Raw genomic sequence first — 25,757 nt, 5'->3', positions numbered from 1 at the left:
CGGATCGGTGCTGTTCATGGCGTGAAGGTCACGGGGATGTCGGCGGGGTCCGCCCCGGTGGGCGGGACCTTGAGGGTCTTGAGGGCGAAGGCCATGACCTGTTGGTGGATGGGCCCGCAGATCTTGCCTCCGAAGTAGCTGCCCCGTGTGGCGTTCTGGATGGCGCAGTAGACCGTGACGCGAGGCTTGTCCGCGGGAGCGAACCCCGCGAAGGAGGAGGTGTAGCCGTTGTACGTCCCGGTCTCGGGATCGACGCGGTTGGCGGTGCCGGTCTTGCCGGCGACCCGGTAGCCGGGGATGCGGGCCGTGGTGCCGGTACCCTCCTCGTCGTCGACGACGGACTCCAGCATCCTGGCGAGCACCCCCGCCGTCTTCTCGCTGATCACACGGGTCTTCTTCGGTTCGGGCGCGGGCTCGAACCGCCCGTCCGGGCCCTTGGTGCCGCGCACCAGCGTCGGTTCGATCCTGACGCCCCCGTTGGCGATGGTGGAGTAGACGGAGGCCGCCTGCATGGCGTTGATGGAGACGCCCTGCCCGAAGGGGATCGTGTACTGCTGCGAGGTGGACCACTCGTCGGGCGGCGCGAGGATTCCCTGTGTCTCGCCCGGGAAGTCGAGCCCCGTGGGGCTCCCGAGCCCGAACTCGCGGAGGTAGGAGTAGAGGACCCGGTTGGCCTCCCGTTGCGTCTCGCCGAGTTCGCCGGTGGCCAGGATCGTCCCGATGTTGCTGGACTTCGCGAGTACGCCGTTGAGCGTCAGGTACCACGTGGGGTGGTCGACGTCGTCCTGGAAGAGTCGGTCGCCCCGGTGCAGCCGGTTGGGGACGGTCACGTGGGTCATCGGCGTGGCCGCCTCCTCCTCCAGCACGGCCGCCATCGACAGCACCTTGGCGGTGGAGCCGGGTTCGAAGGCGTCCTGCAGGGCGGGATTGCCCAACGCGTCCGGATCCGCGTGCGCGAGGTCGCCGGGGTCGAAGCCGGGGGAGTTGGCCATGGCGAGGATCTCGCCGGTGCGGGTGTCCTGGACGATGACGTACCCGCCGTCGGCCTTCGACTTCTCCACCTGCTCGGCGATCGCGTGCTGGGCCGCCCACTGGATGTCGCGGTCCAGGGTCAGCTCGACCTCCCGGCCGGGCACGGCCGGGGTCTCGGTGGAATCGGCGGTGGGGACCCGCAGGCCACCGGACTGGGCGTAGCGGATTCTGCCGTCCTCGCCTGCGAGTGTCTCCTCCAGGGTGCGTTCCAGGCCGCCTCCGCCCACGCCTTCCGCGTTCACCCATCCGAGGACACCGGCGGCGAGGGTGCCGCCCGGGTACACCCGCTTGCTGGCGGGGTCCGCGAAGACCCCGGCCAGCACGTCGGCCTCGGCCCGGCCGGCTCGGACGTCGGCCGCGAGCGAGGCCTTCAGCTCCTTGACCCGGTTCCACACCTGCGGGGTGCGCCCCCGGGCGAGCCGCACGTAGCGCAGTTCCTCGTTCTCGGGGCGGAGCAGAGCGGCCAGTTCCTCACGGTCCTCGTCCAGGACGGGCGCGAGGAGTTCGGCGGCCCGCTCGGGTCCGTCGTCGACGCCGACCCGCTCCTCGGTGAACATGGTGGGGTCGGCCGTGATGTCGTAGGCGTCCACGGTGGTGGCCAGCGCGACCCCGTTGCGGTCGGTGATGCCGCCGCGTTCGGCGGGGAGGGTGTGCACCACGTACCGGTTCTGCTCGGCCCTGGCCGCGTAGGTGCCCGCCTGGACCGCCTGGACCTGGAAGAGGCGGACCACGAACGCGATCAACACGAGGGCCAGGGCGATGCCGATCAGGCGCAGCCTCGGTCGAGGGCTGCCCAACCGCAACGCTCGGGTCCTGCCCGCGGGTGCCTTGCCTCCGCGCCGGGGCGACGGCCGGGCGGCGGCGCCCGTCGACCCGCGGGAGCCGGCGCGGGCGGGGGCGGGGACGCGGCGTCCCGGCCGCCTCCCGTCACGGGGGTCGACCACTTCCGTCACCTTCCCTGGGTCGGCGGGGACGCGGGTGCGTCGGTCGGTGGCGACGCGGTGGCGTCCGGGGACCGGGCACCGGGGGATCCGCGCGGCTTCGGACTCTCGGTGTCCTCTTCCCCGCTTCCCGTGCCCGACGCGGGGGCCACCACGAGGGCCTCGGGAAGCCCGACACCCTCCGGATCGACCCCCGACGGTCCGGTCAGGGCCTCAGGGGCGAAGACCAGCGGGGGGGCGACGTCCGGAGCGGGGACAGGCACCCCCCGCACGGTGCCGTCGGGTTCCAGGAAGGCCGGGTCGGTGCCGGGCACCATGCCCAGTTCACGCGCGCGACGCTCCAGGGCCTCGGGGGCGGAGTGGGCGTCCACGTCCCGCTGGAGGGCCTGTTCCTCGTCGCTGAGACTCCGGGTCTCCCGCTTCAGTTCGTCCAGTCGGAACGAACCGGCGCTGAGCGCGGAGTTCAGCAGGAGCAGGCCGATCAGACCGCCGCCGAGCAGCACGACGACGAGCAGTATGAACGGTGTCCGGGCGGCGCGCGCGCCGCCCGGCGGCCGGAGCCTCGCGGCCCCGCCGCCCCCGGTGTTCCTAGCCACCCGCGCTCCCCCGCAGCGGAGCCGGGGCTCCCGGGCCTTCCGCGGGATCGCGCCTCCGCCTGGGCCGGCTCACTCGACGTCCTCCCTGACACGCTCCGCGCCACGCAGCCGCGCCGGCGCCGCCCGCCGATTCTCGACGATCTCCTCCTCGGTGGGAAGTTCGGCACCGCGGGTGAGGAGCTTGAGTCGGGGGGCGTACCTCTCGGGCACCACCGGGATACCGGGGGGCGCGGTGTCGGCGGAGCCCGCGGCGAACACCTGCTTCACCAGGCGGTCCTCCAGCGAGTGGTACGACAGCACGGCGATGCGTCCGCCGACGGCCAGCCTCTTCACGGCGGCGGGGACGGCCCGCTCCAACACCGCCAGCTCCCCGTTGACCTCGATACGGAGAGCCTGGAAGGTGCGCTTGGCCGGGTTGCCGCCGGTGCGCTTGGCGGCCTGCGGCAGCGCGTCGCGGATCAGTTGCACGAGTCGAGCGCTGGTGGTGAACGGCTCCCGCTCGCGCTCCCGGACGACGGCGGCGACGATCCGCTTGGCCTGCTTCTCCTCGCCGTACACCCTCAGGAGGCGGACCAGGTCCCCCGGCGGATAGGTGTTGAGGACCTCCGCCGCGCTGATGCCGGTGGTCTGGTCCATGCGCATGTCGAGCGGCGCGTCCTGGGAGTAGGCGAAGCCGCGTCCCGCCTCGTCGAGCTGCATCGAGGAGACCCCGAGGTCGAAGAGGACGCCTTGGACCCGGGGGACGCCGAGCCGGTCGAGAACCTCGGGCAGTTCGTCGTACACGGCGTGCACGAGGGTCGCCCGGCCTCCGTACGGGGCGAGCCGCTCCGCAGAGAGACGCAGGGCCTCCCGGTCCCGGTCGAGCGCGACGAGTCGGGCCTCGGGGAAGCGGGCGAGCAGGGCTTCGCCGTGACCGCCCAAGCCCAGGGTGCAGTCGACGACCACGGCTCCGGGTCGGGTGAGCGCGGGCGCCAACAAGTCAAGGCACCGCTGGAGCATCACCGGAACGTGTCGACTCTGGATCAACGGGACGGCCTCTCAGGAGTGACGCGGAGTGACGCACCGCCGGGTCCCCGCCCGCTCGTGAAGGGGAGGTCCGCCGGCGCCCGAAGCGTCAGCCGACCGGGAGCGGGAGGAGGCCGAGCCGTACGTGCGCGCCGCGCACGTGGGGAGGCCCGGGCGCGGACCCCGGCCTCCGGATGTCGTTCAGTCCGGCGGGCAGACCCGTGCCTCCCGCCTCGCGTCACTCTAGTCCACCCCGTGCCGCGGTCAATCAACCGGCCTGCGCGTCGCGCCCCGGCGGGATCGACGCACCGAGCGGCGAAGGTCACCCGAACGGTCACCCGACCACCACCCTTGTGGACTACCTCACACCACCCCGGGACACCCGAGGCCGAGGTCTTTTCGTCCGTACTTCTCACGTTCCGTCACCCGGTTCGGTCGCCGCCGGACAGTAACGTCGTCCGCATGACGACTTCTGCATCGGCCCCCGCCGACCGGGACGCCACCCCGACCGACGACGGTTCCGTCACCGATCGCCTCGTCGCGGCCAACGAGCGCTACTCCGCGGAGTTCACCGACCCGGGGATGGACGCGCGCCCCGTGCGCCGGGTCGCCGTGGTCGCGTGCATGGACGCGCGCCTCGACCTGCACGCCGCGCTCGGCCTGAACCTCGGAGACTGTCACACGATCCGCAACGCGGGCGGCGTCGTCACCGACGACGTCATCCGCTCCCTGACCATCAGCCAGCGAGCCCTGGGGACCCGGGCGGTGGTCCTGATCCACCACACCGGCTGCGGCCTGGAGTCCCTCACCGAGGAGTTCCGCCACGACCTGGAGATGGAGGTCGGCCAGCGTCCCGCCTGGGCCGTGGAGTCCTTCCGGGACGTGGACCAGGACGTCCGACAGTCCGTGCGGCGCGTGCGCACCTCGCCCTTCCTTCTCCACACCGACGACGTGCGCGGCTTCGTCTTCGACGTGAAGACGGGTCTGTTGCGCGAGGTGGAGACCGTCTGAACCGCGACGCGCGTGGGCTCGACCCCCGAGAGGCGACATACGACGCAAGCCAGACGGAACCCGCGCGGTTGTCCACAGTCGAGTGACACGAATCGATAACGGCGGCAAGAATGCCCGTGGACGCCGCGCGGACCGTTGGCGACGCGGACGTCCGTGTTCCGGGGACGTGTTCCGGGGAGGGCCGCCCGCCGTTCGGCGCGGTCCGCAGATCCGGGGGTGACCCCTCGCGGCCCGGAGGGGCGCGAGGGACGGGCCGAGGAGGGCCGGGTGACGACCTATGACGATCGGGCGAGCCGTGAGGACGTGCCCACGCGGGACCACGCGGGCACGGGAGCCGACCCGGCCCCGGTGATCGAGCGGGTGCGCCGCTCCGTGGAGGGGGTGATCGAGGGCAAACCCGAGGTCGTGCGACTCGCCCTGACCGTCCTGCTCGCCGAGGGACACCTCCTGATCGAGGACGTCCCCGGCGTGGGCAAGACGATGCTGGCCAAGGCCCTGGCCCGGTCGGTCGACTGCTCCGTGCGTCGGGTGCAGTTCACACCCGACCTGTTGCCCTCCGACATCACCGGGGTCTCCATCTGGGATCGGCGTCGCCAGGAGTTCGAGTTCAAACCCGGCGCGATCTTCGCCCAGGTGGTGATCGGCGACGAGATCAACCGAGCCTCCCCCAAGACCCAGTCCGCACTGCTGGAGTCGATGGAGGAACGCCAGGTCACGATCGACGGGCGGACCCACCGACTGCCCAGCCCCTTCCTCGTCGTCGCGACCCAGAACCCCGTCGAGATGGAGGGCACCTACCCGCTCCCGGAGGCGCAGCGGGACCGCTTCATGGCGCGCGTCTCGATGGGATACCCCTCCCCGGAAGCCGAGTTGCGCATGCTCGACACGCACGGTGGCGCGAGCCCCCTGGACGACCTGCGGCCGGTCGCCCACGCGGAGGACATCGTCAAGCTGATCGACACCGTGCGCGGGGTGCACGTGGCCGAGTCCCTCCGGCGCTACACGGTCGAACTGGTCTCCGCCACCCGCGCGCACCCCGACCTCGGACTCGGCGCCTCGCCGCGCGCCACGCTGCACCTGCTGCGCGCGGCGAAGGCCACGGCCTTCCTGGACGGCCGGGAGTACGTCACCCCGGACGACGTCCAGACCCTCGCGGTGGCCGTCCTGGCCCATCGTCTGCTGCCCACGGCCCAGGCCCTGCTCGAACGCCGTACCTCGGAGGAGGTCGTCCGGGAGATCGTCCTGCGCACTCCGATCCCCGCGACCGCGGAGCACACGACCGGCCGCCGTGCGCGCGAGGACGGCCCCGAATCCCGACCCCGGAGGCCCCGCTGAACGGCGTCGGGCCGCCTCGCTCCCGGCCCCCTCGCCCGAGCCTGGACGGCATCCGGTCGGTCCTCGCCGGTCTGACCACCCGTGGGCGCTCCTTCCTGGCGGCCGGTGTGGCCGCCGGCGCCTGCTCCTACCTCCTGGGACAGAACGCCCTGTTGCGGGTGGGGCTGTTGCTGGCCCTGCTCCCGCCGGTGTGCGCCGCCGTCCTCCACCGCACCCGCCACCGCGTCGCGAGCGGCCGACGGCTGACCCCGCGCCGCGTCCCGGTCGGCGGCGAGGCCCGCGTCCATCTCGACGTCGAGAACGTCTCCCGGCTTCCCACCGGCCTGCTGATGCTGGAGGACCGCGTGCCGTACGTCCTCGGGCCCCGACCTCGCTTCGTCCTCGACCGGGTGGAGGCGGGCGGCCGGCGCGAGGTGTCCTACCGGGTCCGATCCGACCTGCGGGGCAGGTACCCGCTCGGGCCCCTCCGTCTCCGTCTGACCGACCCCTTCGGGATGTGCGAGCTGACCCGTGCCTTCTCCCCACCCGACGAGCTGCTGGTGGTCCCGCGCGTCGAACCCTTGCCCCCGGTCCGCTTCGGCGGGGAGGCACGGGGGTACGGAGACGGACGGCGGGGCGCGCCGGCGCTCACCGGGGAGGACGACGTCATCCCACGCGGCTACCGCCACGGAGACGATCTGCGCAGGGTGCACTGGCGCTCCACCGCCCGTCACGGCGAGTTGATGGTCCGCCGCGAGGAGCAGCCCCGGCGCGCCCGCTGCACCGTGCTGCTCGACACCCGCGCCGCGGCCCACTCCGGGTCGGGCCCGTCCTCCGCCTTCGAATGGGCGGTCTCGGGGGCGGCATCGGTGGTGGCGCACATGCTGGAGCGGGGTTTCTCGGTCCGCCTGGTCACGGACACCGGCCGGACGACGCCCGGAGCGGAGGGCGGCGAGGGCTTCGGCGGTATCGGGCAGGAGTCGGCGGAGAGCGCCGGGGCTCTCATGGACGCCCTGGCCGTCGTGGAACGGTCCCGCGAGAGGGACCTTTCTCCCGCGTACGACGTGCTCAGGGACGGATCCGCGGGGTTGCTGGTGGCGTTTCTCGGCGATCTCGACGAGGAACAGACGTTGGTGGTCGCCGCCATGCGACGGCACGGGGGCGAGGCGCTCTGCCTCCTCCTCGAACGCGAGGAGTGGGCGACGGCGGGGACGGAGGGGCCCACTCGACCGGAAGCGGAACGCGACGCGCGCGAGCGGACACTGCGGGAGGCGGGGTGGACCGTGGTGAGGGTCGCGCGGGGCTCCTCCCTGGAAGCCGCGTGGCGGCAGGCGGACCGGGAGCGCCGCGGCGGTGTCACGGCGGGTGGCGGGGCCGGAGCGTGGTGAGCGGACAGGCACGGCTCGCCGTGCGCGCGTGGGCGGCGACGCTCGCCGCGTCCTGCGCGCTGTTGCCGCTGGTCGATCCGTTCGTCTGGATACTGCAGGCCGCCTTCTTCCTGGCGGTCACGGCCGCGGTGGGGATGGGGGCGCGTCGGGCGTCGGTGCCCCGCGCCCTTGTGCCGGCGGCGCAGGCCGCGGTCGGACTGGTGCTGCTCACTCTCGCCTTCGCGCGGGGGCAGGCCGTCGCCGGCGTGCTTCCGGGCCCGGCGGTCCTCGTCCGCTTCGCGGAACTGCTGCGCCAAGGCGGCGACGACATGGTCCGGTACGCCGTTCCCGCCCCCCTGGAGTCCGACGGCATACGGTTGATGCTGGTGGGCGGCGTCCTGCTGATCGGGGTGTGCGTGGACGCCCTCGCGGTGACGTTCCGCGCCGCCGCCTCGGCGGGGCTGCCGCTGCTGGCGGTGTACTCGGTGGCGGCCGGGCTCTCCGACGGCTCCGGGGGCTGGTTCTGGTTCCTGATCGCGGCCGCCGGCTACCTGTCGCTGCTCCTGGCCGACGGGCGGGACCGGCTGGCGCGGTGGGGGCGGTTCTTCGGCGCCGCGCGGGGCTCCCCGCCCGCACCGGGCAGGTCGGCCGGAGCACCGGCGCGCGCCGGGCGGCGGATCGGAGCCGCGGTGCTGGGCGCCGCGCTGCTGGTACCGCTCACCCTGCCCGCGATGGACGGCGGCCTGCTGGACCCCGCCGGGGCGCGTGCCTCCTCCGACGGCGGGGGAGGCACCATCGCCGCCGTGAACCCGCTGGTCTCGCTCCGCGACAGTCTGAACGCCGACGAGGACCGCGAGGTGCTGTCGGTGACGACCGACGCGGCGGTCCCGAGCGGCCTCTACCTGCGCATCGTCTCCCTGGATGTCTTCGACGGCGCCACCTGGACGCCCGCCGAACGCCGGATCATCGATGTGCCGGCAGGAGCGTTCCCCGCGCCGGCCGGCCTCGGTCCGGACGTCCCTCGCGAGGAGGTCTCGGCGACGGTCTCGGCGGCGGACTGGTACGCGCAGGACTGGCTGCCGATGCCCTACCCGCCCATCGGGGTACGCGTGGAGGGGGACTGGCGGTACGAACCGACCGGCATGACGCTGATCGGGGACCACGGCCAGAACACCCGGGGCCTCACGTACGAGGTCGACGCCCTGGAAGTGCTGCCCACGGCGGAGCGGCTCGCCGCGGCGCCGCCGCCGCCCGAGGCGGTGGCCCGGGAGTACACGAGCCTGCCGGATTCCGTCCCGGCGGTGGTGGAACGCACGGCGCGGGCGGTGACCTCGGGCGCGTCCACGGCGTACGCGCGGGCGGTCATGCTCCAGGAGTACTTCGCCGCCGACGGCCGCTTCGCCTACGACACCGAGGTGGCGCTCGGCGACGGGCCCGAGGCGATCAGTCGGTTCCTGCGGGACAAGCGGGGATTCTGCGTCCACTACTCCTTCACCATGGCAGCGATGGCGCGCTCCCTGGAGATCCCGGCCAGGGTGGCGGTGGGCTTCGCCCCGGGCACCCCGCGACCCGACGGCACGATCTCGGTGGGGCTCAGGGACGCCCACGCCTGGCCCGAGCTCTACTTCGAGGGGGTCGGCTGGACCCGTTTCGAGCCCACGCCGACCCGGGGCTCCGCCCCTCCCTACACGGTGGCGAACGCGCCGGGTGCCACCACGCCGGACGCGCCGCTTCCTTCCCGAGGGTCCTCCATCTCCCCCCCGGAGGACCTCTCCGACGACGAGAGCTGTGCGCCCGCTGCGGACTCGCCCGGTTCCTGCGCGAGCTCCTCCCCCGAGGCCGCGCCCCCCTCCGCTGCCGGCGGCCCCCCCTGGGGCACCCTGGCGACGCGGGGGCTGGGAGCCCTTCTGATCCTGGCGGTCCCGCTGGTTCCGATGCTGTGGCGGATGCGGACCCGAGCCGTGAGGCTCCAAGTGGGCGGAGGGGGCGCGGCGGCCGACGGATCGGGCGCCTTGGCGGCCTGGCGGGAGCTGACGGACACGGCCTGGGACCTCGGCATCGCGCCGCGCGAGTCAGAGACACCGCGTGCGGCGGCGGCCCGGATGACCCGGCTGGGGGTTCTTGGCCCGGCCGCCGAGGCCTCGCTCGACCGGATCGCGCGGGACGTGGAGCGGACGCTCTACGCCCCGGTGCCGGGCCAGGTCGCCGATCCGGCGGCCGACGCGCGTCGGGTGATCGCCGGTTTCCGGGCCGCGGCGGGTCGAGCCGCTCGGTGGCGGGCCGTCCTGGCTCCAAGGTCGAGCGTGCGGGCGGTGTGGGCCGTCGGCGAGCGCCTGAGGGGATCGCCGCGTCGTGCCGTCGCGCGGGTGCGCCGGCCGCGGGCGCCGGGGCGGCGCGACTGAGACCGGTCACCACGCGTCGGGGGGCGGGGCCTCGGGAAGCAACCGGCCCTCGGTGCCGTCCGCCGCCCCGGCGCCTCCCGCGGGCCACTCGTTTCGAGGGGCGCGGCGCGCGTCGGTGTCGGCACCGGTCGAGGCGTCCGGACGAGTGTTCGAGATCTTGTCACCGCCGAGGGCGGGGACACCAGGGTCACGGTGGAGGCATGCGTAGCAGGGGTCGCCCTGCGGCGGCCCCTCCGAGGCGACACCTCACCGAACCAGCGCCGACCGCCGGCGGGCGGCGGTCAGTGGCCGCCCTGCTGCTCGTCCCGACGGCGCTGCCAGCGCTCCTCGATGCGATCCATCACGGAGCGCTTCGCCCTGCCCGGGCGGCCCGCGGCCGACTGGGGCACTGCCCCGGCGGCCTCCCGCTCGCCCGGCTTCGGGGCCTTGCGCCACCCCGTCACCGCGAGGACGGCGCAGCCCAGCATGACGAGGAATCCCATGACACTGAGCCACACCTGCTGGGCGACCATGCCCGCCATGAGAAGCGCAATACCCACGAGGAAGCCCGCGACCGCCTGGTAGACCCGTCGCCGGGTGTACGTACGCAGCCCGCTTCCCTCGAGCGCCGTCGCGAACTTGGGATCTTCGGCGTACAGCGCTCGCTCCATCTGCTCGAGCATGCGCTGCTCGTGCTCCGAGAGCGGCACGGCGTCCTCCTCATCGTGCAGTCGCCGGGGCGACCCGGGGGTCCCTTCAGGATAGGCAGGGAATCGCCCCCGTGAAACCCGCCCCTCTGCGCCAATCGGCCAACCGGTCTCCGCCGTGGACATCCCGACTCGCCGTAGTTCCCATTCCCCGGCGGCCGGCCCGTCATGCCGGGCGGTCTTCCTCGATCATACGGCGCCGGGCGACCGCGCGCGGGTTCGCGGCGGACTCCGTCGCCGGCCTCGTCCCGAGCGCCCCCGGAGCGGCTCCCCACGAGCCGGGTCAGGGGCCCGGCCGCCGCGCGAGGACATGCAGTTGGGTGGCCACGGAATGGAACGCGGGCAGTTCGGCCGCCGCCTCTTCCAGCCGCAGCAGGGCTTCCATCGCGCCGGGCTCGGTGTCGACCAGGGCTCCCGGCACGAGGTCGGCGAAGACCCGGACGCCGTGGACCGCGTCGACCCGCAGACCGGCGCTCTCCACCAGGCCGGTGAGGTGCTCGACGGTGAAACGGCGCGGCATGGGGTCGCCCGCGCCCCAGCGTCCATGGGGGTCGTCGAGGGCGTGGCGGGCCTCGGTGAAGTGTCCGGCGAGGGCGCGGGCGAGCACGGCACCGCCGAGGCCGGAGCCGAGGAGACTGAGCACACCCTCGTCACGAAGCGCGGCGACGACGTTGCGCACGCCCTCGGCGGGGTCGTCGACGTACTCCAGCACGCCGTGGCACAGCACCGCGTCGTAGCCTCCCCTGTCGACCACCTCGAAGAGACCGTGGGCGTCGCCCTGCACCCCCCGGACCGACTCGGCGACCTCCGCCTCCGCGGCGCGACGCTCCAGCGCGAACAGGGCGTCGGGGCTGGGGTCGACGACCGTGACGCGGTGACCGAGGCGGGCCAGGGGCACCGCGAAGTTGCCGCTGCCGCCGCCCGCGTCCAGTACGTCGAGCACCGGGCGTCCGGCGGCTGCGACCCGCGCGTCCAACGCCTCCTGGAGGACCTCCCAGACCACGGCGGTGCGGACCGCCGCCCGAGGGCGGGAGGGGTCGGCGACCGGCGGAGCGGGGTGGTGGTGGTCGGCTGGCGGGCGCATGGGGTCCGGCACGGCGGTTGACTCCTCGGCGCGGCACCGCCTCTGACGGGGCGGAGCGATCGGTCTGCCCACCCCGACCGGTGCACGGCGAGGGGGGTCACAGGCGCCCCCACCCTATTGCCTTCGGCGCGTCGGACGCTTCGCCGACCACGTGCGGGCACCCGACACGAGGCTTTCGACCTGCGCTGTTCCTTCTCAGCGAGGGTGGCGAGAGAGGCATCTTCTGAGCTGCGGTTCGCCATGATCACTGGGAGGTTCGCGGTGTCGCCGTCTCAGTGATCATGGCGCTTCCGGGGTTCCGCCAGCGGGCTCGGTCCGTCTGAACCGCCCCCCAGTTCGCCAATTCCGCCAAGGTCACCGAGACGAGTGGTGCCCGGCACGCCGGTGTTTGTGAAGCGTGGGCGAGGTCAGAAGGAGCTGTGTGAGGGAGAAGAAGGCCGGATGATCCCCCTCCCTGCCGTAAAGGTCATGTCGCGGCATTCACACTGCTTTGTGAGGCGCCTTCCTTGGAATGCGGCTTCACGACGCCCCGCCCACGTGTGCGGTCCATCTCGCGCCATTCCGGCCGAAGTCCGGCCAGATTCGTGGTGAGGAAGTACGCGGCGCCGCAAGCGAGCAGTACGGGCACGAGTCCGACAGCGGTCACCGCCGCCCCGGCGAGCAGCCCACCGAGGGGGATACCGCCCCAGGCCAGCGAGTCACCAAGGGCGTTGACCCGGCCCAACATCCGGCGCGGCACCCGCTCGACGAGGACGGCCCCTAGCACTGGGTTGACGAAGCCACCACCGAACCCACTGACCGCGAAGACGGCCAGTACCACCCCCAACGGGGCATCGAAGGCGAGGATCAGGAACCTCGGCGCCCCGACCAGCAGGAACCCGGCGAGAACCACCACTCGCCGCCGCAGCCGGTGCGCGACCACCGCGGCGATCAGGCTCCCGCCGACCGCCGCGGCCCCCATCACGCTGCCCATCAGGCCGATCGCGGTCGGCCCGTTGCCGGACTCCCTGGCCCAGACGGGTACGAGCACCGAGGTGATCGCCGCGTCCAGCAGGTTGGTGATGCCGCACATGACGATGACGGTGAGCAGCAGCGGCTCGCCGCGCAGGAAGGTGAAGCCTTCGCCGAACCGTCGCCAGTAGCCCGGTTCCGTTTCCCCGGCCGGTGAGGGGGCTGCCTCGACCGCGTGCCCCATGCCGCGAGGCAGCGCGAGTTTGATGATCACTGATCCAAGAACGAAGCAGCCGGCGTTGACCGCGAGTCCGGTCAGCGGACCGAGCAGCGCGACCAGGGATCCGCCGAGCGCCAGGCCGACGGTGGAGGCGAGTCGCTCGATCACACCGGCCAGACCGGTGGCCCGCTCCAGCGGTACCCGGCCCCGCTCGGCCGCCTCCGGGACCATCACCTCCTTGGCCAGGTCTCCGGGTCCCCGGGCCGCGCCGATCAGCGCGACGAGAACCAGCAGAAGCGGAAAGGACAGCAGGTCCAGGGCGTGGAGCAGGGGGACCGCGGCGGCGGCGGTGGCGCTGGCCAGATCGGTGGTCCAGGAAACGGCCCGCGGGCCGATCCGGTCCACCAACGGCCCGGTGAACGCCTTGACCACCACGTAGGGCGCCATCTCACAGAAGGCGACCAGCCCAGTCTGGGTGGCACTGCCGGTTGTGACGAGGACGAACCAGGGCAGTGCCACAACGGAGATCCGCGTACCGGTCAGCGACACAACCATGGCCGCCAGCACCCCGCCCAGCGGCCGTAAGGACCTCTTGCCGGGTATGCCGCCAGCCTCCGAAGCGTCGTGGGTCATGACGTCGGGCTTCCTTCCTCGTCCTGAGGGCTGGAAGGGAGCGACGACGCGGCAGGCGCATCCAGTTCGGGCAGCATCTGCGTGATAACGCCGACCCGTCCGGCACCCTCCGGGGCACTTGCCGCCGCCTCGGGCGTGTCTCTGCGGTACCGGGAGATGACGGCCCTCAACTCCTGCCGCAGGGCGACAGCCTCTTCGGGCGTGAGCCGCAAGGCCCAGTCGCTCATGTCGAAGGAGTTCCGCCACGCCCTGGGCATCGTCTGCAACTCGTTCAGCGTCTGCTGAGTGCGCAAGGTGTAGGTGGTGGCGACGGATTGCAGGAAGGCCAGGATGGCCTCGGGCTCTCGATCGGCCAGCTCCCGCTCGTTGAACTCCGTCACCTGATGTACCGAGCGCCACCAGCGCTCTCGCGCGTTGCCGCGCTCAGCGTCCTCCTCAACGAAACCAGCCGCGCCGAGCTGGCGCAGGTGATAGCTGACTGTCCCGGAATTGACGCCCAGCCGCTCCGCGAGACGGGTGGCTGTCGATGCGCCGTACTTCCGCAGCAGCCCCACCAGCCGCACACGCACTGGGTGCGCCATGGCACGCAGCCCCTTGGCATCCAGGACAACGGAGTCCTCTTCATGGTTCGGGCCCTCTGGCCTCTTCATCGCGTCGGTCACACCACACAGGCTAAACCGCAAAGAGTTCTTCGCGAAGAACTCTTTGCGGTTTAGCCTGTGCAGGCCACCCTGTACTCATCGATCGACCGACTGATGAGCAAGATCGGAAAGGGCGGCAGGCAGCCGTTACGCATGGCGTGCGCCAACTTCGCCAACCTCACCGAGACAACCGGCGCACAGCTCGCCGACTACGGCCGACATTCGCCACGTCAACAGAGACCGGACAACCTGCGCGTTTGCCCAGGCTGAGCGATCGGGCTAGTTTCTGCACTGACCAGTCAGTACAGAAACGTCGCCCGGGGGTGGGGAATCGTGGACGGTCCGCCACGCGGTCTGGAGGTCAGGGCCCGGGAACTGGGGCTGCGCGGACCGCGCGGACCGGTGTTCCACGGCGTCTCCCTGGACGCCGAACCGGGATCGCTGATAGCCCTGGAAGGGCCCTCCGGGTCCGGCCGGACCTGCCTCCTGCTCACCCTCACGGGACGGATGCGCGCCGGCGAGGGGACGGCCTCCGTGGGCGGGATGGCGCTCCCCCGACACATGGGCGCCGTGCGTCGGGTCGCCGCCCTGGCCCACGTGCCGGGCGTGACCGACCTCGACCCGGCTCTCACCGTCGGGGAGCACCTGCGTGAGCGGGCGCTCTCGCAGCGGCGTTTCGGCGACCCGCTCCGCGGCCTGCCGCGACCCCGCGCGGCGCGGCGGGAGAGATCGTCGCGTATCGTCGACGACGCCCTCTCCGCCGCCCGGCTCGACCTCGACCGGCTCCCCAAGGGACCCCGCACGACCGTCCGCGACCTGGAGCGCGCGGAGGCGCTGCGCCTCTCCGTCGCCCTGGCCCTGCTGGGAAGGCCCCGCCTGCTCGGCGTGGACGACGCCGATCTCAAGCTCTCCCCGACCGAGCGGGGCGAGGTGTGGTCCCTGTTGACCGCGATCGCCGACTCCGGCACCACGGTCGTGGTGGTGTGCGGCCACGCCCCCGGCCGCGCGGTGACCGTACCCACCCGGCCGGAGTTCGGGGAACCCACGGCACTCGCCGCGCGACACGGTGCCGGGCGGAAGGAGGCCGGCGATGGGCTCGCCGAGGCTGGCCGCGCTTGAGCTGAGGCGCTTCGGGCGAGGACGCCTCCCGCGGGCCGCGCTGGTCGCCCTGCTGGTGCTTCCCCTGCTCTACGGGGCCCTGTACCTGTGGTCCTTCTGGGACCCCTACGGCCGCCTCGACCGGATCCCGGCGGCACTGGTCAACGAGGACCGGGGCACGGTCGCCGACGGGAGGGAAGTCGCCGCGGGCGACGACATCGCCGAGCGGCTCCTCGGCGGCGACACCTTCGACTGGCACGAGGTGGACGCGGACGAGGCACGACGCGGTGTCGAGGAAGGAACGTACTACCTGTCCCTGACGCTGCCGGCGGACTTCAGCGAGCGGATCGCCTCCGGCGGCGAAGGCTCCGCCCCGGAGACGGGGGCGCTGCGGGTGCGCACCAACGACGCCAACAACTACGTCGTCGGGCAGATCTCCCGGACCGTCTTCGGAGAGGTGCGCCGCGCGGCCTCCACCGAGGCGTCACGGGGATTCCTGGACCGGATCTTCGTGTCCTTCTCCGACATCCACGACGGCACCGAGGAGGCCGCCTCGGGAGCGGACGACCTGAGCAGCGGCATCGGGAAGGCGGAGAAGGGGGCGGCGGACCTGGCCGACGGGCTGGAGGACGCCCACGACGGCAGCGGCGACCTGTCCGACGGCGTGCGACGACTGCACGCCGGTGCACTCGATCTGGAGGAAGGGGCTCGGCAGGTCGCCGGAGGAACCGGGGAACTCGCCGAGCGGGTCGCGGAAATCTCCGGGGCCTCGCCCTTCCTCGCCGAGAACGAGCGGGCCGTCGCCGAGAGGGCGCGAGTCGTCGCCGAGGCAGCCGCTTCCGTCCGCGCGAACCTTCAGGACGTCGCGGAAGGCGTGCCGCGGGCCGCGGAGGAGGCCCGCGCAGCCCGCGAAGCCCTGGAAGAGGTTCGGCGGAGTCGCTGCGATACCGCCGAGGAGGTCGGCGACGCCTGCGAGGAGCTGACGAGGGCCGTGGACGCCTCCGGGAACGTCGCGGGGGCCGCCGCGGACCTGGAGGCGCTGGCCGCCGGACACGACCGGACCCTGGCGGAGCTCGACGAGCGCCTCGCCGCGCTGCGGGCCGAGGCCGAGGAACTCGCGCTCCTCGCGCCGCGCCTGTCCGAGAACCTGGACGACGCCGTCGCCCGGATCGACTCCCTGAACAGCGGCGCGGAGCGGGTGGCCGCCGGGGTCGGCGAACTGCGCGCCGGGTTGGCCACGGCCTCGACGGGCGCCGCCGACCTCGACGAGGGCGTGGCAAGGCTGAAGTCCGGTGCCGACGACCTGACGGGGGGAATCTACCGGCTGGTGGACGGCTCTACCGAGTTGGCCGGGGGGCTGCGCGAGGGCGCCGGTCGCATCCCCGACTACGACGCGCCCGAACGCGACCGGCGCACCGACGCGATGTCCGACCCGATCCGGCTGGTCACCGACAACCTTCACGCGGCGCCGAACTACGGTACGGGCTTCGCCCCGTACTTCATCCCGCTGTCGCTCTGGGTGGGCGCCATGGTCGCGTACATGCTCGTCACGCCCATGAACCGGCGCGCCCTCGCGGCGGGTGCCTCGCCCTGGCGGATCGCGCTGGCCGGCTGGCTGCCCGTGGTGGCGATCGGGGTGGCGCAGACGCTGGCGCTGCTGGCGGTGTTGCACTGGTTGGTGGGTCTGGAGATGGCCAGGACGGCGGGCACGGTCGGGTTCCTGTTCCTGGTCACGGCCTGTTTCACAGCGTTGGTGCAATGGCTGAACGCGCGCTTCGGAGCCGCGGGCCGCATCCTGGTCCTGGCGCTGCTGATGCTCCAGCTCACGTCGGCCGGGGGCACCTACCCGGTGCAGACCAGCCCCGACTTCTTCAACGCCCTCCATCCCTTCCTGCCGATGACCCACGTCGTGGACGCCCTGCGTCGGCTGATCACGGGAGGAGGGCTGGAGCCCGTGTGGGCGGCGTGCGGCGTGCTGGCGCTGTTCACCCTCGGCGCCCTGGCCCTCACGACGTCGGCGGCCCGACGCGGCCAAGTCTGGACCCTGGAGCGCCTGCACCCGGAACTGACGCTTTGACCCGGCCCGGTCCGGGCGGGACGTCGCGGCGGCGGTCCGGGACAATCGACCGATGAACAGCAGCAGCGCCTCCGCCGCGAGCGGCGCCGACACCCCGACGCCGGCCCCGGGACGAGGGCGGCGGGCGGTCACCCGGCAGAAGCTCTACGAGGCGGCCGTGACCCTCATCGCCGAACAGGGCTTCTCCGCCACCACGGTCGACGAGATCGCCGAGCGGGCCGGTGTCGCCAAGGGCACCGTCTACTACAACTTCGCCAGCAAGTCGGTGCTCTTCGAGGAGCTGTTGCGCCACGGGGTGGGGCTGCTGACCGCCTCGCTCCGGGAAGCGGCGGAGAACACGGCGCGGACAGGTGGCGGACGGGTCGACGCACTGGACGCGATGATCCGCGCGGGACTCCTCTTCATCGACCGCTACCCGGCCTTCACCCAGCTGTACGTCGCCGAGCTGTGGCGGACCAACCGGGCGTGGCAGTCCACGCTGACAGTGGTCCGTGAGGAACCCGTGGCGGTCGTGGAGGGCGTGCTGCGCGACGGCGTGGCCGCCGGCGAGCTGAGCGAGGAGATCGACATCCCGTTGACCGCCGCCGCCCTCGTCGGCATGGTGCTGGTGGCGGCGTTGGACTGGAAGTCCTTCCAGCCGGGCCGCTCGATCGACGAGGTGCACGCGGCCCTGTCCCGACTCCTGCAGGGCAGGGTCTCCGGTCACCGGCCGTGACGCGTCACGGCCGACAGCAGGTGCCGAGCGCGCCCGCGTCGAGCGACCTGGCCGCTGCCATGACGACAGAGGACGTCGGGTTTGCGGCCTACGGTGGGCCTATGCGCGAAACCCCAGAAGAACTTGACAAGCTCCAGTCCCTCCTCGGCACCTCCCTCTCCGGCTCGACCGCACACCTCCGCTCGATCGTGGAGGGCCGCACCATCACGGCGGCGCAGCTCACCGGGGTCCTCACCGGCATGTGCACACTCGCCCTCTCCACGGTGACCGCGAAGGGCGAACCGCGTATCAGCGGCGCCGACGGGCACTTCCTGCACGGCCGGTGGCACTTCGGCACGGCGCGCGACTCCGCCAAGGCGCGTCACCTCGCGGCCCGTCCGGCCGCCAGCGTCGCGCACATGCGCGGCGAGAACCTCGGGGTGTTCACCCACGGCATGGTGGAGGAGCTGAACCCCGAGGACGCGGAGACCACGGCCGACTGGGAGGAACTCCGGGCCTACTTACAGGACTTCTACGGCGACGACGCCTTCGACTGGGACCGCGAGGTCGTCTACTACCGGCTGCGCCCGCACTGGATGACCGTCTACGCTCCCGACCTCGACAAGCTCACCGAAACGTGACGCCGGGCGTGGCGCCGGGCCCGTCGAGGAGGGACCGCACCCGCGCACACGTGGGTGCGGGGCCGGTGACGCGGCGGATCTCCTCGGCCGAGGAGATCGTCACCGGCATGCGCGGACGGAACGCCGCCGGGGCAGCGTGGGGCACCGGTACGCGTCGCTCGTCGTCGCGACCGGGGTGTGGCCGCCCCCGGCACCGACGTCGTGCCCGGTGCGGACTGGGGCGTCGTGGAGACGGCCACCACACATCCGAGGCGGCCGACGGCCAACGTCGCGGGCGCGGGTACCGAGCGTGCGGGGCTGCTCGGTCCGTGGTCCCGGCATATCCGGCCCTCGGAGACCTCCAGGCCGATGCGAACCGCGGCCGGGAGCCCCGGCCCGCTCGGCCGCGTCGCCCGCGAGCCCGCGCCGGACCGGCGCTCCCTCGTACTCCCCAGTACGCCCCGGGTCGCGTGCCCGGACCTGCCGGAACTCGCTGACCCGCTCCGCCGACCGCGATCGACGGAGAACGCGGATCGTGACCGGACCGTCCGGCGCCCCGTGCCGCCGGCACCGGCCCGTGCCCCGCTCCGCCCCCTCACCCTCCTACACCGGCAGGGCGGCGCCCATCCGTACGCGTACTCATCCGCGCGCCCGAGTGGGGGCGCGGGCCCCGGTGGCGGGACTCGGGCGAGGACCGCCACGTGCCGGTGGTCCGGAGCCCGCACGGGGCCCGTCTCCGCGGCCGGGCCGTCGCTCGCTCACGCGGGGGCCGCGGCTGGGCGCGAGAGGAGGTGGGGCGGTGGATAGAGTCCCCGCCATGGCAAGGATTGCGGTGATCGGCGCCGGGATGGGCGCGATGGCGGCGGCGGCCCGGCTGGCCGCGGCGGGCCACCGGGTGACGGTGTACGAGCGGACGGAGACCTACGGCGGCGCGGTGCGCGCGGTGGAGCGGGACGGCTTCCGCTTCGACACAGGGCCGGGTCTGCTGACGCTGCCGGCGGTGTGGCGCGATCTCTTCGTCAAGACCGGTCGGGAGCCCTTGGAGGACTGCGTCGACCTCGTTCAGGTCGACCCGTCCGCGCGTCACGTCTTCGCCGACGGCACCGAGGCGGATCTGCCGAACGCCTCCCGCGCGGGCGTGGTGGCCGCCCTGGACTCGGCGCTCGGCGCCCCGGCGGGTCGAATGTGGGGGGAGTTCCTGGTCCGGGCCCGTGAGGCATGGGACCGCACACGCCGGCCGCTGTTGGAGGAGCCGTTGTGGCCGGGGTGGCGGGTCCTCGGCGAACGCGAGCCCTACCCGGCCGTCCCTCGTAGGCGGCTGCTGCGCACCCGACGCGCCGCGACGCTCGCCGAGGTGGGCACCTGGGAGCTGCGCGACCCGCGGCTGGTCGCCCTCCTGGAGAGCCACGCGCTGGGTTGGGGACTCGACCCGCGGACAACCCCCGCGAGCGCCGCCGTACTGCCGTATCTGGAGCACGCCTTCGGCACCTGGTACGTGCGCGGAGGCCTGCGTGAGTTGGCGCGGGCGGTGTACGAACGATGCCGGGCACGGGGGGTGGAGTTCCGGTTCGGGGCCGAGGTGGCGGGCGTCGTCCTGGCGGACGGCCGGGCGGCCGGGGTGGAGCTGACCGACGGCGGTGTCACGGAGGCCGCGTTCGTGGTCGCCGGTGTGGCCCCGCACATCCTGGAGCGGATCGTCGGCGACCGGGCGCCCCGCGGCCCCGAGGACGTGTCGCCCGGGCATCGCTCGGCGAGCCGGACGACGGTGTTGCTGGCCCTGCGGGGCGCCCGGCCCTCGGACGCCGCCCACCGCACGGTGGTGCACGCGGTGGACCGGGAGGCGGAGTTGGCGGAGCTGTTCGGGAGCGCGCCGGCCCCGGCGTCGCGACCGACCGTGACGCTGTACCGCCCGGACGATCCGGCCCTCGTCCCGGACACCAAACACGAGGTGGTCACGGTCACGGGCGTGGTGCCCTCCGGTGGCGGCGACGCGGCCTACGCCACGGGCCCCCGGGTCGAGGCGTTGCTGGACGCCGCCGCGCGCGGGGTACCGGGCCTGCGCGAGCGCGTGCTGTGGCACGAGGTACGACACGCGGAATCGGTGGCCGAGGCGACCGGGGCGCCGGGCGGCGCGGTTCCGGAGCCCGCGTTGGCGGCGGCCGGAGGGCGGCTGCTCCGGCCCGCGAACACCACCCGCGTCCCCGGGCTCCTCACCGTGGGCGGCTGGTCGCACCCGGGCGGGGGGCTTCCGCACGCCGGGATGTCCGGCGCCCTGGTCGCCGGACTGATCGTGGAGGGTCCGGACTTCCGAGGGTCCCGTTGAGCACGGCGGGGCCCCGTCCGTCCCGGTGTCAGAACCTGTGTCGCTCGTCGACCCACGGCGTCTGTCCATCGCTCTGGAAGGGGTAGGGCTGCTCGTCCTGCGACTCGCCTCCGTAGGGGTCGGCGGCGCCGCGCTGCTGAGGCATCCAGACGCCGCCGGGCGGGGTCTCGACCTGGTAGCCGTGGTCCTGACCGTCGGGGCCGTACGCGGCGTAGGCGTCGTCGGACGACGGTGAGCCGGCGTAGGGGTCGGCGTACGGGGGGTAGGAGGGGTGGTCGGGTTCGCCGTGATGGCCCTGGGGGGCGTAGGCGTGGTACGGCGGCTCGTAGGACGCCTCGCGGGGGCCGGCGAGGGAGTAGCCGTCCTCGCCGCCGGTGGCCGCGTCGATGTCTCCGTACCACGGCCCGATGCTGGTGGTCTCGCCCGAGGGCAGGGGAGGACGCGACGGGGTGAAGACGTCGTCGGGGTCGTGGTCGACGTACGCGTAGGGCGTCTCGCCCGCCCCGGGAAGGCCGTACGGCGCGTCGTGGTCGATCGGGGCCTGGTACGACGCACCGCCGTGGTCGGTCCGGCCGTACTCGGCGTCGTGGTCGGTCCGGCCATACTCGGCGTCGTGGTCGGTCCGACCGTACCCGGCGTCGTGGTCGGGGTAGGCGTAGGCCGGCTCGCCTTGGCCCGCGTGAAGGGCGTAGGGGGTGTCGTCGTGGTCGGGGTGTCGCTCGTACGAGGCGTCCTCGTCGGTCGAGCCGTACGCGGAGGAGTGGTCGGGGTGGACACGGTGCGCCTCGGGGGCGGCCCGCGGGTCTTCCCGGTGGATGTGGTCGTCGTCCTCGGAGGAGGTACCGGCGGCCTCGCCCGCGACCTCGATCCCCGAGACCTCCAGGGTCGGCTCCCGACGGCCCCGCTCGGCGCGACCACGACCCTTGCCCGGCGTCGAGACCGACCAACCGGCCACGAAGCCCTGCCGGAACGAGAGCGTCACGTAGGTCTGGCCCACGGCGAACGCGGCCGCCCCGAGGCCGATCACGACGACGGACGGCATCAGCACGCCGAGCACGACGCCGACGAACCCGCCGAAGGCGAGGAGCCGCCACCGCAGCCGCGCTTTGTACTGCAGCAACACCTCGCCCAGCAACCACAACGCGACGACACCGAACGCGATGTAGAGGACCGTCCAGCCCATGTACGCCCCTCTCCATGTCACCGCTACGCAGTGTGGCGCAACCGCGCGCGGCCGGTCTAGGCCTGCGGGGGGTGATGCAGGCCGAGGTTCTCGTAGATCTCCAGCGTCGCCGTGGAGTTGTTCAGCGTGATGAAATGCAGCCCCGGAACGCCCTCGTCCAACAGGCGCGCGCAGAACCGGGTCGCGAACTCGATTCCCAGGGAGCGTACCGCCGCCGGATCGTCCCGCACCGCCAGGATGCGATCCCGCAGCTCGGCGGGGAACCAGGCGTTGCTGAGCCGTGGCAACCGTTCCAGCATCCGCACACTCGTGACGGGCATGACCTCGGGGATGACCGGTGTCTCGCAGCCGGCGGCGACGACCCTGTCACGCAGCCGCAGGTACGCCTCGGGCTGGAAGAACATCTGGGTGATGGCGTAGTCGGCGCCGGCCCGACACTTGTCCACGAAGTGACCGACGTCGGTCTCCCAGTCGCGTGAACGCGGGTGCATCTCGGGGAAGGCCGCCACGCCCACGCAGAAGTCGCCCGACTCCTTGATGAGACGGACCAGTTCCGCCGCGTAGGTGAGGCCCTCGGGGTGCGGGACCCACTCCCCCATGGGGTCGCCCGGCGGATCGCCGCGCACCGCCAGCATGTTGCGGATGCCCGCGTCGGCGTACTGGCCGATGATGTTGCGCAGCTCGGCGACGGAGTGGCCGACGGCGGTGAGATGGGCGACCGGCGTGAGCGTGGTGTCGGACGCGATCAGCTCGGTGGCGCGGACGGTGCCGGATCGGGTCGAGCCGCCCGCCCCGTAGGTCACCGAGACGAAGCTGGGCGCCACCGCCTCGACCCTGCGCAGGGCGTTCCACAGGTTCCGCTCGCCCTTCTCGGTCTTGGGCGCCCAGAACTCGAAGGAGTACGTGGTCCGGCCGGAAGCGAGCATGTCGCCGACGACGCGCGCGCGGTCGGTCCTGGTCGATGCGGTTCCGAGGGCCATACGGGCAGATTAGCCAGGGGATGCCGGGACCCCAACCCTAAGAAGCCACTTTGTCCGTATTGTCGGACTCTTGTCCACGGAGTGGACGAGAAGGGCGGAGAACCGCCCTTTCCCGAGGCGGAGAACAGTCCCATGCCCGAGGACCGACCACGCGGACGCGCGGCGCCCCCCACCCGAGCGGCGGCCGACGGGGACCGGCTCGCCCCGCCGGAATCCGGGGGGGCGGTCACCGGAGCGGTACCTCCCGCAGCCGCGCTGCCAGCGTCCGGGCCGCCGCGCCGGGGTCGTCGGCCTCGGTGATGGCGCGCACCACCACCACTCGCCGGGCGCCCGCGGCCATCACCTCGTCGATCGTGCCCGAATCCACGCCCCCGATGGCGAACCACGGCCGGAGCGTGCCCGACCCGGCGGCGAACCGCACGAGGTCGAGGCCGGGGGCGTGCCGACCCGGCTTGGTGGGCGTCGGCCAGCAGGGCCCCACGCAGAAATAGTCCACACCGGCCTGGACGGCCGCGGCGGCGGCCTCGGACTCGGTGTGGGTGGACCGGCCGATCAGGACGTCGGCCCCGAGCACGTCGCGCGCCGCGGGGACGGGCAGGTCGCCTTGGCCCAGATGGAGGACATCGGCGCCCGCGGCGTGGGCGACGTCCGCCCGGTCGTTGACCGCGAGCAGTTTCCCGTGCCGGGAGCAGGCCTCGGCGAACACCCGCAGACGGTCCAGCTCCCGGGCCGCCTCCATGCCCTTGTCCCGGAGCTGGACGATGTCGACTCCGGCCGCGAGAACCGCGTCCAGGAACTGGGGAAGGTCCCCCTGGCGCTCGCGTGCGTCCGTGCACAAGTAGAGCCGGGCGTCGGCGAGGCGGTCATGGACGGTGGCCGAGGTGTCGGACATGCGGGGTCCCCCCTGTGTCGGTGTCGGGCGGAGGTGGCACACCGGCCTCGCGCCGCCGTCCGGCGATCGCGCTTCTCGGGCCGGGCACCCCCACGACGGCGGTGCCCGGCCCGCGGCGGCGGTCGGATCAGACGGCCAGCGCCTGTGCGCGGCGCTTCACCTCCGTGCCGCGATTCTCGCTCAGCGCCTCGGCGGGGGTACCGGGCAGGGTCGGGTCGGGAGTGAAGAGCCACTCCAGCATCTCCTCGACCGTGAAGCCGTCATCCCGCAGCAGTGTGAGCGTGCCGGACAGGCCCTTCACCACCCGGTCGCCGTCGATGAAGGCGGCCGGTACGTGCAGCGCGCGGTTCTCGCCTCGGCGGACGGCGATGAGCTGGCCCTCCTTGACCAGCTGCCGGACGCGGGTCACCTCGACGCCCAGCATCTCGGCGATGTCGGGCAGGGTGAGCCAGGCGGGGACGAGAGCGTCGATCTTCGTGTCAATCTCGGTCACGCCCCCAGACTGCCATCCGGCGCCGACAGTCGGAAACCGGACCCTGCCGAGGCGGCGGGACGTCACGCCATCGGTGGCCCCGACGGGCAGCCGGCTCGCGACCGCCCGACGGCCCGAGCGCCGCCCGGGCCCCGTGTCGCGGCTCGCCCGAGTCGGCCCCGGCAGCGGCCTTCAGCGGGCCGCGGCCTTCAGCTGCGTGGCCGGATCGGCGAGGACACCCGGGACCACGCGTGAGGAGGAGGCGATGAGGCGCCGCCCCTGGGCCAGATCCCGGGGGCGCCCCACGGCGAGGACCGCGACCAGACGCTCCCCGCGCGTCCAGCAGACCGTCCACGCGTCGTCGGACGGATCGCCCCGCCACAGCGGGGTGTCGTCCGGCGTGTGGTGGCCGGCGTACTGGACGTACCGGCCGAACTGCTCCGACCAGAAGTACGGGACGGGGTCGTAGGCGGGGGCCGCGTCCCGCGTGTCGGCGAGGATGCCCGCGGCGACGGTCGTCGGCCCTTGGAGCGCGTTGTCCCAGTGGTGCACGGACAACCGCTCGCCGAAGCGGGCGGAGGGAAAGGAGACGCAGTCGCCGACCGCGTACACGTCCGGCGCGCTCGCGCGCAGCCGATCGTCCGCCGTCACCTCGCCCCGCCCGCCCAACGCGATCCCGGATCCGGTCAGCCAATCGGTGGCCGGACGTGCTCCGATCCCGACCACCACCGCCCGGGCGGCCACCCGGGTGCCGTCCCCGAGGACCACCGTCCCGGGCTCGACGCGGGCGACCCGGGCCCCGGTCCGCAACACCGCCCCGGCACGCGCGTACCAGTCGGCCATCGGCGCGGCCACCTCGGCGGGGAGCACCTCGGCCAGCGGGTGGTCCGCCGCCTCCAGGACGGTCACCTCGCATCCCGCCTCGCGCGCGGCGGTGGCGAACTCGGCGCCGATCCAGCCGGCGCCGACCACGACGACGTCGTGGCGGGCGGCGAGGACCGGCCGAAGGCGCTCGGCGTCGTCGAGGGTCCGCAGCAGGTGTACGTCCGGGACGCCGTCGGTGCCGGGCAGGCGGGCGGCCCTCGCCCCGGTCGCCAACACGAGGACGTCGTAGGGAACGGGGCCCCCGTCGGTTTCCAGCACGTGGTCGTCGACCCGGACGCCGAGCGCCTCGCGGCCCAGTCGCAGGTCGATCGCCAGGGCCTCGAAGTCGACGTCGAAGGCCGCCCCCTCCGCACCGCCCGACAGGACGGCCTTGGACAGCGGCGGACGATCGTAGGGTCGATGCGGCTCGGCGCCGATCAGCGTGACGTCCCCGCGAAAGCCCCCCTCACGGAGGGCCACCGCCGTCCGCACCCCGGCCATGCCCGCTCCGACCACGACCACCCGCTCCGGACGCCCGCTCAACGGATCGCTCCGGAGAGGAGACCCGGCGCCGGACGGCAACACCCCGCCGAGTGACGGCCCGGGATGCCCGAGGCCCCCGCCGACGCGCGGCCGGCGAGGGGAGTGCGGGGTCCCGGGCTCCCGTGCGG

At 73.4% G+C, this 25,757-nt stretch carries 21 protein-coding genes; 9 read left to right on the top strand and 12 right to left on the bottom strand.

The annotated features are described in order from the left end of the window. Window positions 1–14 precede the first annotated feature (14 nt). The 3 genes from JEK78_RS17915 to rsmH all read right to left on the bottom strand — a co-directional run bounded on the left by JEK78_RS17915 (window position 15) and on the right by rsmH (window position 3,595). Window positions 15–1,835, bottom strand: coding sequence for a penicillin-binding protein 2 (locus JEK78_RS17915; RefSeq protein WP_277953045.1), 1,821 nt, complete (start codon window positions 1,833–1,835; stop codon window positions 15–17). Window positions 1,836–1,981: 146 nt separating this feature from the next. Beyond that, window positions 1,982–2,569, bottom strand: coding sequence for a septum formation initiator family protein (locus JEK78_RS17910; RefSeq protein ID WP_200260796.1), 588 nt, complete (start codon window positions 2,567–2,569; stop codon window positions 1,982–1,984). A 69-nt stretch (window positions 2,570–2,638) separates the two neighbouring features. Further along, window positions 2,639–3,595 (bottom strand): 16S rRNA (cytosine(1402)-N(4))-methyltransferase RsmH, encoded by a 957-nt coding sequence (gene rsmH, locus JEK78_RS17905; RefSeq protein WP_200260793.1) that lies wholly within the window; start codon window positions 3,593–3,595, stop codon window positions 2,639–2,641. A 441-nt stretch (window positions 3,596–4,036) separates the two neighbouring features. Here rsmH and JEK78_RS17900 point away from each other — a divergent pair, with 441 nt between their 5' ends. The 4 genes from JEK78_RS17900 to JEK78_RS17885 all read left to right on the top strand — a co-directional run bounded on the left by JEK78_RS17900 (window position 4,037) and on the right by JEK78_RS17885 (window position 9,668). Next, complete coding sequence (locus JEK78_RS17900; protein WP_200260790.1) at window positions 4,037–4,585, top strand: carbonic anhydrase; 549 nt, start codon at window positions 4,037–4,039, stop codon at window positions 4,583–4,585. Between the two features lie 303 nt (window positions 4,586–4,888). Beyond that, the gene (locus JEK78_RS17895) at window positions 4,889–5,920 is read left to right on the top strand and encodes a MoxR family ATPase (RefSeq protein WP_242483425.1); all 1,032 of its coding nucleotides are present in this window, start codon (window positions 4,889–4,891) and stop codon (window positions 5,918–5,920) included. After that, window positions 5,917–7,287: a DUF58 domain-containing protein gene (locus JEK78_RS17890; RefSeq protein ID WP_200264233.1), complete on the top strand. Its 1,371-nt coding sequence runs from the start codon at window positions 5,917–5,919 to the stop codon at window positions 7,285–7,287. The genes JEK78_RS17895 and JEK78_RS17890 overlap by 4 nt, the downstream gene beginning before the upstream one ends. Further along, window positions 7,284–9,668, top strand: coding sequence for a DUF3488 and transglutaminase-like domain-containing protein (locus JEK78_RS17885; RefSeq protein ID WP_200260784.1), 2,385 nt, complete (start codon window positions 7,284–7,286; stop codon window positions 9,666–9,668). The genes JEK78_RS17890 and JEK78_RS17885 overlap by 4 nt, the downstream gene beginning before the upstream one ends. Before the next feature lie 281 nt (window positions 9,669–9,949). Here JEK78_RS17885 and JEK78_RS17880 read toward each other — a convergent pair whose 3' ends face one another. The 4 genes from JEK78_RS17880 to JEK78_RS17865 all read right to left on the bottom strand — a co-directional run bounded on the left by JEK78_RS17880 (window position 9,950) and on the right by JEK78_RS17865 (window position 13,904). Beyond that, window positions 9,950–10,357: a DUF3040 domain-containing protein gene (locus JEK78_RS17880; RefSeq protein WP_200260781.1), complete on the bottom strand. Its 408-nt coding sequence runs from the start codon at window positions 10,355–10,357 to the stop codon at window positions 9,950–9,952. Between the two features lie 280 nt (window positions 10,358–10,637). Continuing rightward, window positions 10,638–11,450, bottom strand: a complete 813-nt coding sequence (locus JEK78_RS17875) for a methyltransferase (protein ID WP_200260779.1) — start codon at window positions 11,448–11,450, stop codon at window positions 10,638–10,640. A gap of 454 nt (window positions 11,451–11,904) precedes the next feature. Continuing rightward, the gene (locus tag JEK78_RS17870; RefSeq protein ID WP_200260777.1) at window positions 11,905–13,242 is read right to left on the bottom strand and encodes an MFS transporter; all 1,338 of its coding nucleotides are present in this window, start codon (window positions 13,240–13,242) and stop codon (window positions 11,905–11,907) included. Next, a complete protein-coding gene (locus JEK78_RS17865; RefSeq protein ID WP_242483129.1) occupies window positions 13,239–13,904 on the bottom strand; it encodes a helix-turn-helix domain-containing protein in 666 nt (221 codons plus the stop codon). The genes JEK78_RS17870 and JEK78_RS17865 overlap by 4 nt, the downstream gene beginning before the upstream one ends. Window positions 13,905–14,216: 312 nt before the next feature. On the opposite strand from JEK78_RS17865, the gene JEK78_RS17860 reads away from it, so the two are divergent. From JEK78_RS17860 to JEK78_RS17840, 5 genes are all read left to right on the top strand, one after another. After that, window positions 14,217–15,002 carry an ATP-binding cassette domain-containing protein gene (locus tag JEK78_RS17860; protein WP_200260774.1) on the top strand — a complete coding sequence of 262 codons (786 nt, stop codon included), beginning with the start codon at window positions 14,217–14,219 and terminating at the stop codon, window positions 15,000–15,002. Beyond that, window positions 14,974–17,058, top strand: a complete 2,085-nt coding sequence (locus JEK78_RS17855) for a YhgE/Pip domain-containing protein (RefSeq protein WP_200260770.1) — start codon at window positions 14,974–14,976, stop codon at window positions 17,056–17,058. The genes JEK78_RS17860 and JEK78_RS17855 overlap by 29 nt, the downstream gene beginning before the upstream one ends. A gap of 52 nt (window positions 17,059–17,110) precedes the next feature. Beyond that, a complete protein-coding gene (locus JEK78_RS17850; RefSeq protein ID WP_200260767.1) occupies window positions 17,111–17,773 on the top strand; it encodes a TetR/AcrR family transcriptional regulator in 663 nt (220 codons plus the stop codon). 101 nt (window positions 17,774–17,874) lie between these two features. Further along, complete coding sequence (locus tag JEK78_RS17845) at window positions 17,875–18,393, top strand: pyridoxamine 5'-phosphate oxidase family protein (RefSeq protein ID WP_200260764.1); 519 nt, start codon at window positions 17,875–17,877, stop codon at window positions 18,391–18,393. Window positions 18,394–19,189: 796 nt separating this feature from the next. Then, a complete protein-coding gene (locus JEK78_RS17840) occupies window positions 19,190–20,695 on the top strand; it encodes an NAD(P)/FAD-dependent oxidoreductase (protein ID WP_200260761.1) in 1,506 nt (501 codons plus the stop codon). A gap of 28 nt (window positions 20,696–20,723) precedes the next feature. Here the strand turns inward: JEK78_RS17840 and JEK78_RS17835 are convergent, their stop codons facing one another. The 5 genes from JEK78_RS17835 to JEK78_RS17815 all read right to left on the bottom strand — a co-directional run bounded on the left by JEK78_RS17835 (window position 20,724) and on the right by JEK78_RS17815 (window position 25,587). Continuing rightward, the gene (locus JEK78_RS17835) at window positions 20,724–21,899 is read right to left on the bottom strand and encodes a hypothetical protein (RefSeq protein WP_347341190.1); all 1,176 of its coding nucleotides are present in this window, start codon (window positions 21,897–21,899) and stop codon (window positions 20,724–20,726) included. Between the two features lie 35 nt (window positions 21,900–21,934). Further along, window positions 21,935–22,858: a methylenetetrahydrofolate reductase [NAD(P)H] gene (metF, locus tag JEK78_RS17830; RefSeq protein ID WP_200260758.1), complete on the bottom strand. Its 924-nt coding sequence runs from the start codon at window positions 22,856–22,858 to the stop codon at window positions 21,935–21,937. A 226-nt stretch (window positions 22,859–23,084) separates the two neighbouring features. After that, on the bottom strand, window positions 23,085–23,750 hold the full coding sequence (gene thiE, locus JEK78_RS17825; protein ID WP_200260755.1) for a thiamine phosphate synthase: 666 nt from the start codon (window positions 23,748–23,750) through the stop codon (window positions 23,085–23,087). A gap of 127 nt (window positions 23,751–23,877) precedes the next feature. After that, window positions 23,878–24,243, bottom strand: coding sequence for an Rv2175c family DNA-binding protein (locus JEK78_RS17820; RefSeq protein WP_200260752.1), 366 nt, complete (start codon window positions 24,241–24,243; stop codon window positions 23,878–23,880). A gap of 171 nt (window positions 24,244–24,414) precedes the next feature. Continuing rightward, entirely contained in the window at window positions 24,415–25,587 is a 1,173-nt protein-coding gene (locus tag JEK78_RS17815) for an FAD-dependent oxidoreductase (RefSeq protein ID WP_242483424.1), read from the bottom strand. Between the last annotated feature and the right edge of the window lie 170 nt (window positions 25,588–25,757).

The sequence above is a fragment of the Streptomyces sp. HSG2 genome, from assembly GCF_016598575.1.
Lineage (GTDB): Bacteria > Actinomycetota > Actinomycetes > Streptomycetales > Streptomycetaceae > Streptomyces.
This window is presented reverse-complemented; position numbering and strand designations above follow the sequence as displayed.

Bases quoted from the DNA above. Each gene is read 5' to 3' on its own strand.
- JEK78_RS17900 (WP_200260790.1), top strand. From the start codon at position 4,037: ATGACGACTTCTGCATCGGCCCCCGCCGACCGGGACGCCACCCCGACC.
- JEK78_RS17870 (WP_200260777.1), bottom strand. From the start codon at position 13,242: ATGACCCACGACGCTTCGGAGGCTGGCGGCATACCCGGCAAGAGGTCC.
- JEK78_RS17855 (WP_200260770.1), top strand. From the start codon at position 14,974: ATGGGCTCGCCGAGGCTGGCCGCGCTTGAGCTGAGGCGCTTCGGGCGA.
- JEK78_RS17850 (WP_200260767.1), top strand. From the start codon at position 17,111: ATGAACAGCAGCAGCGCCTCCGCCGCGAGCGGCGCCGACACCCCGACG.
- JEK78_RS17845 (WP_200260764.1), top strand. From the start codon at position 17,875: ATGCGCGAAACCCCAGAAGAACTTGACAAGCTCCAGTCCCTCCTCGGC.
- JEK78_RS17840 (WP_200260761.1), top strand. From the start codon at position 19,190: ATGGCAAGGATTGCGGTGATCGGCGCCGGGATGGGCGCGATGGCGGCG.
- metF (WP_200260758.1), bottom strand. From the start codon at position 22,858: ATGGCCCTCGGAACCGCATCGACCAGGACCGACCGCGCGCGCGTCGTC.
- thiE (WP_200260755.1), bottom strand. From the start codon at position 23,750: ATGTCCGACACCTCGGCCACCGTCCATGACCGCCTCGCCGACGCCCGG.
- JEK78_RS17815 (WP_242483424.1), bottom strand. From the start codon at position 25,587: ATGGCCGGGGTGCGGACGGCGGTGGCCCTCCGTGAGGGGGGCTTTCGC.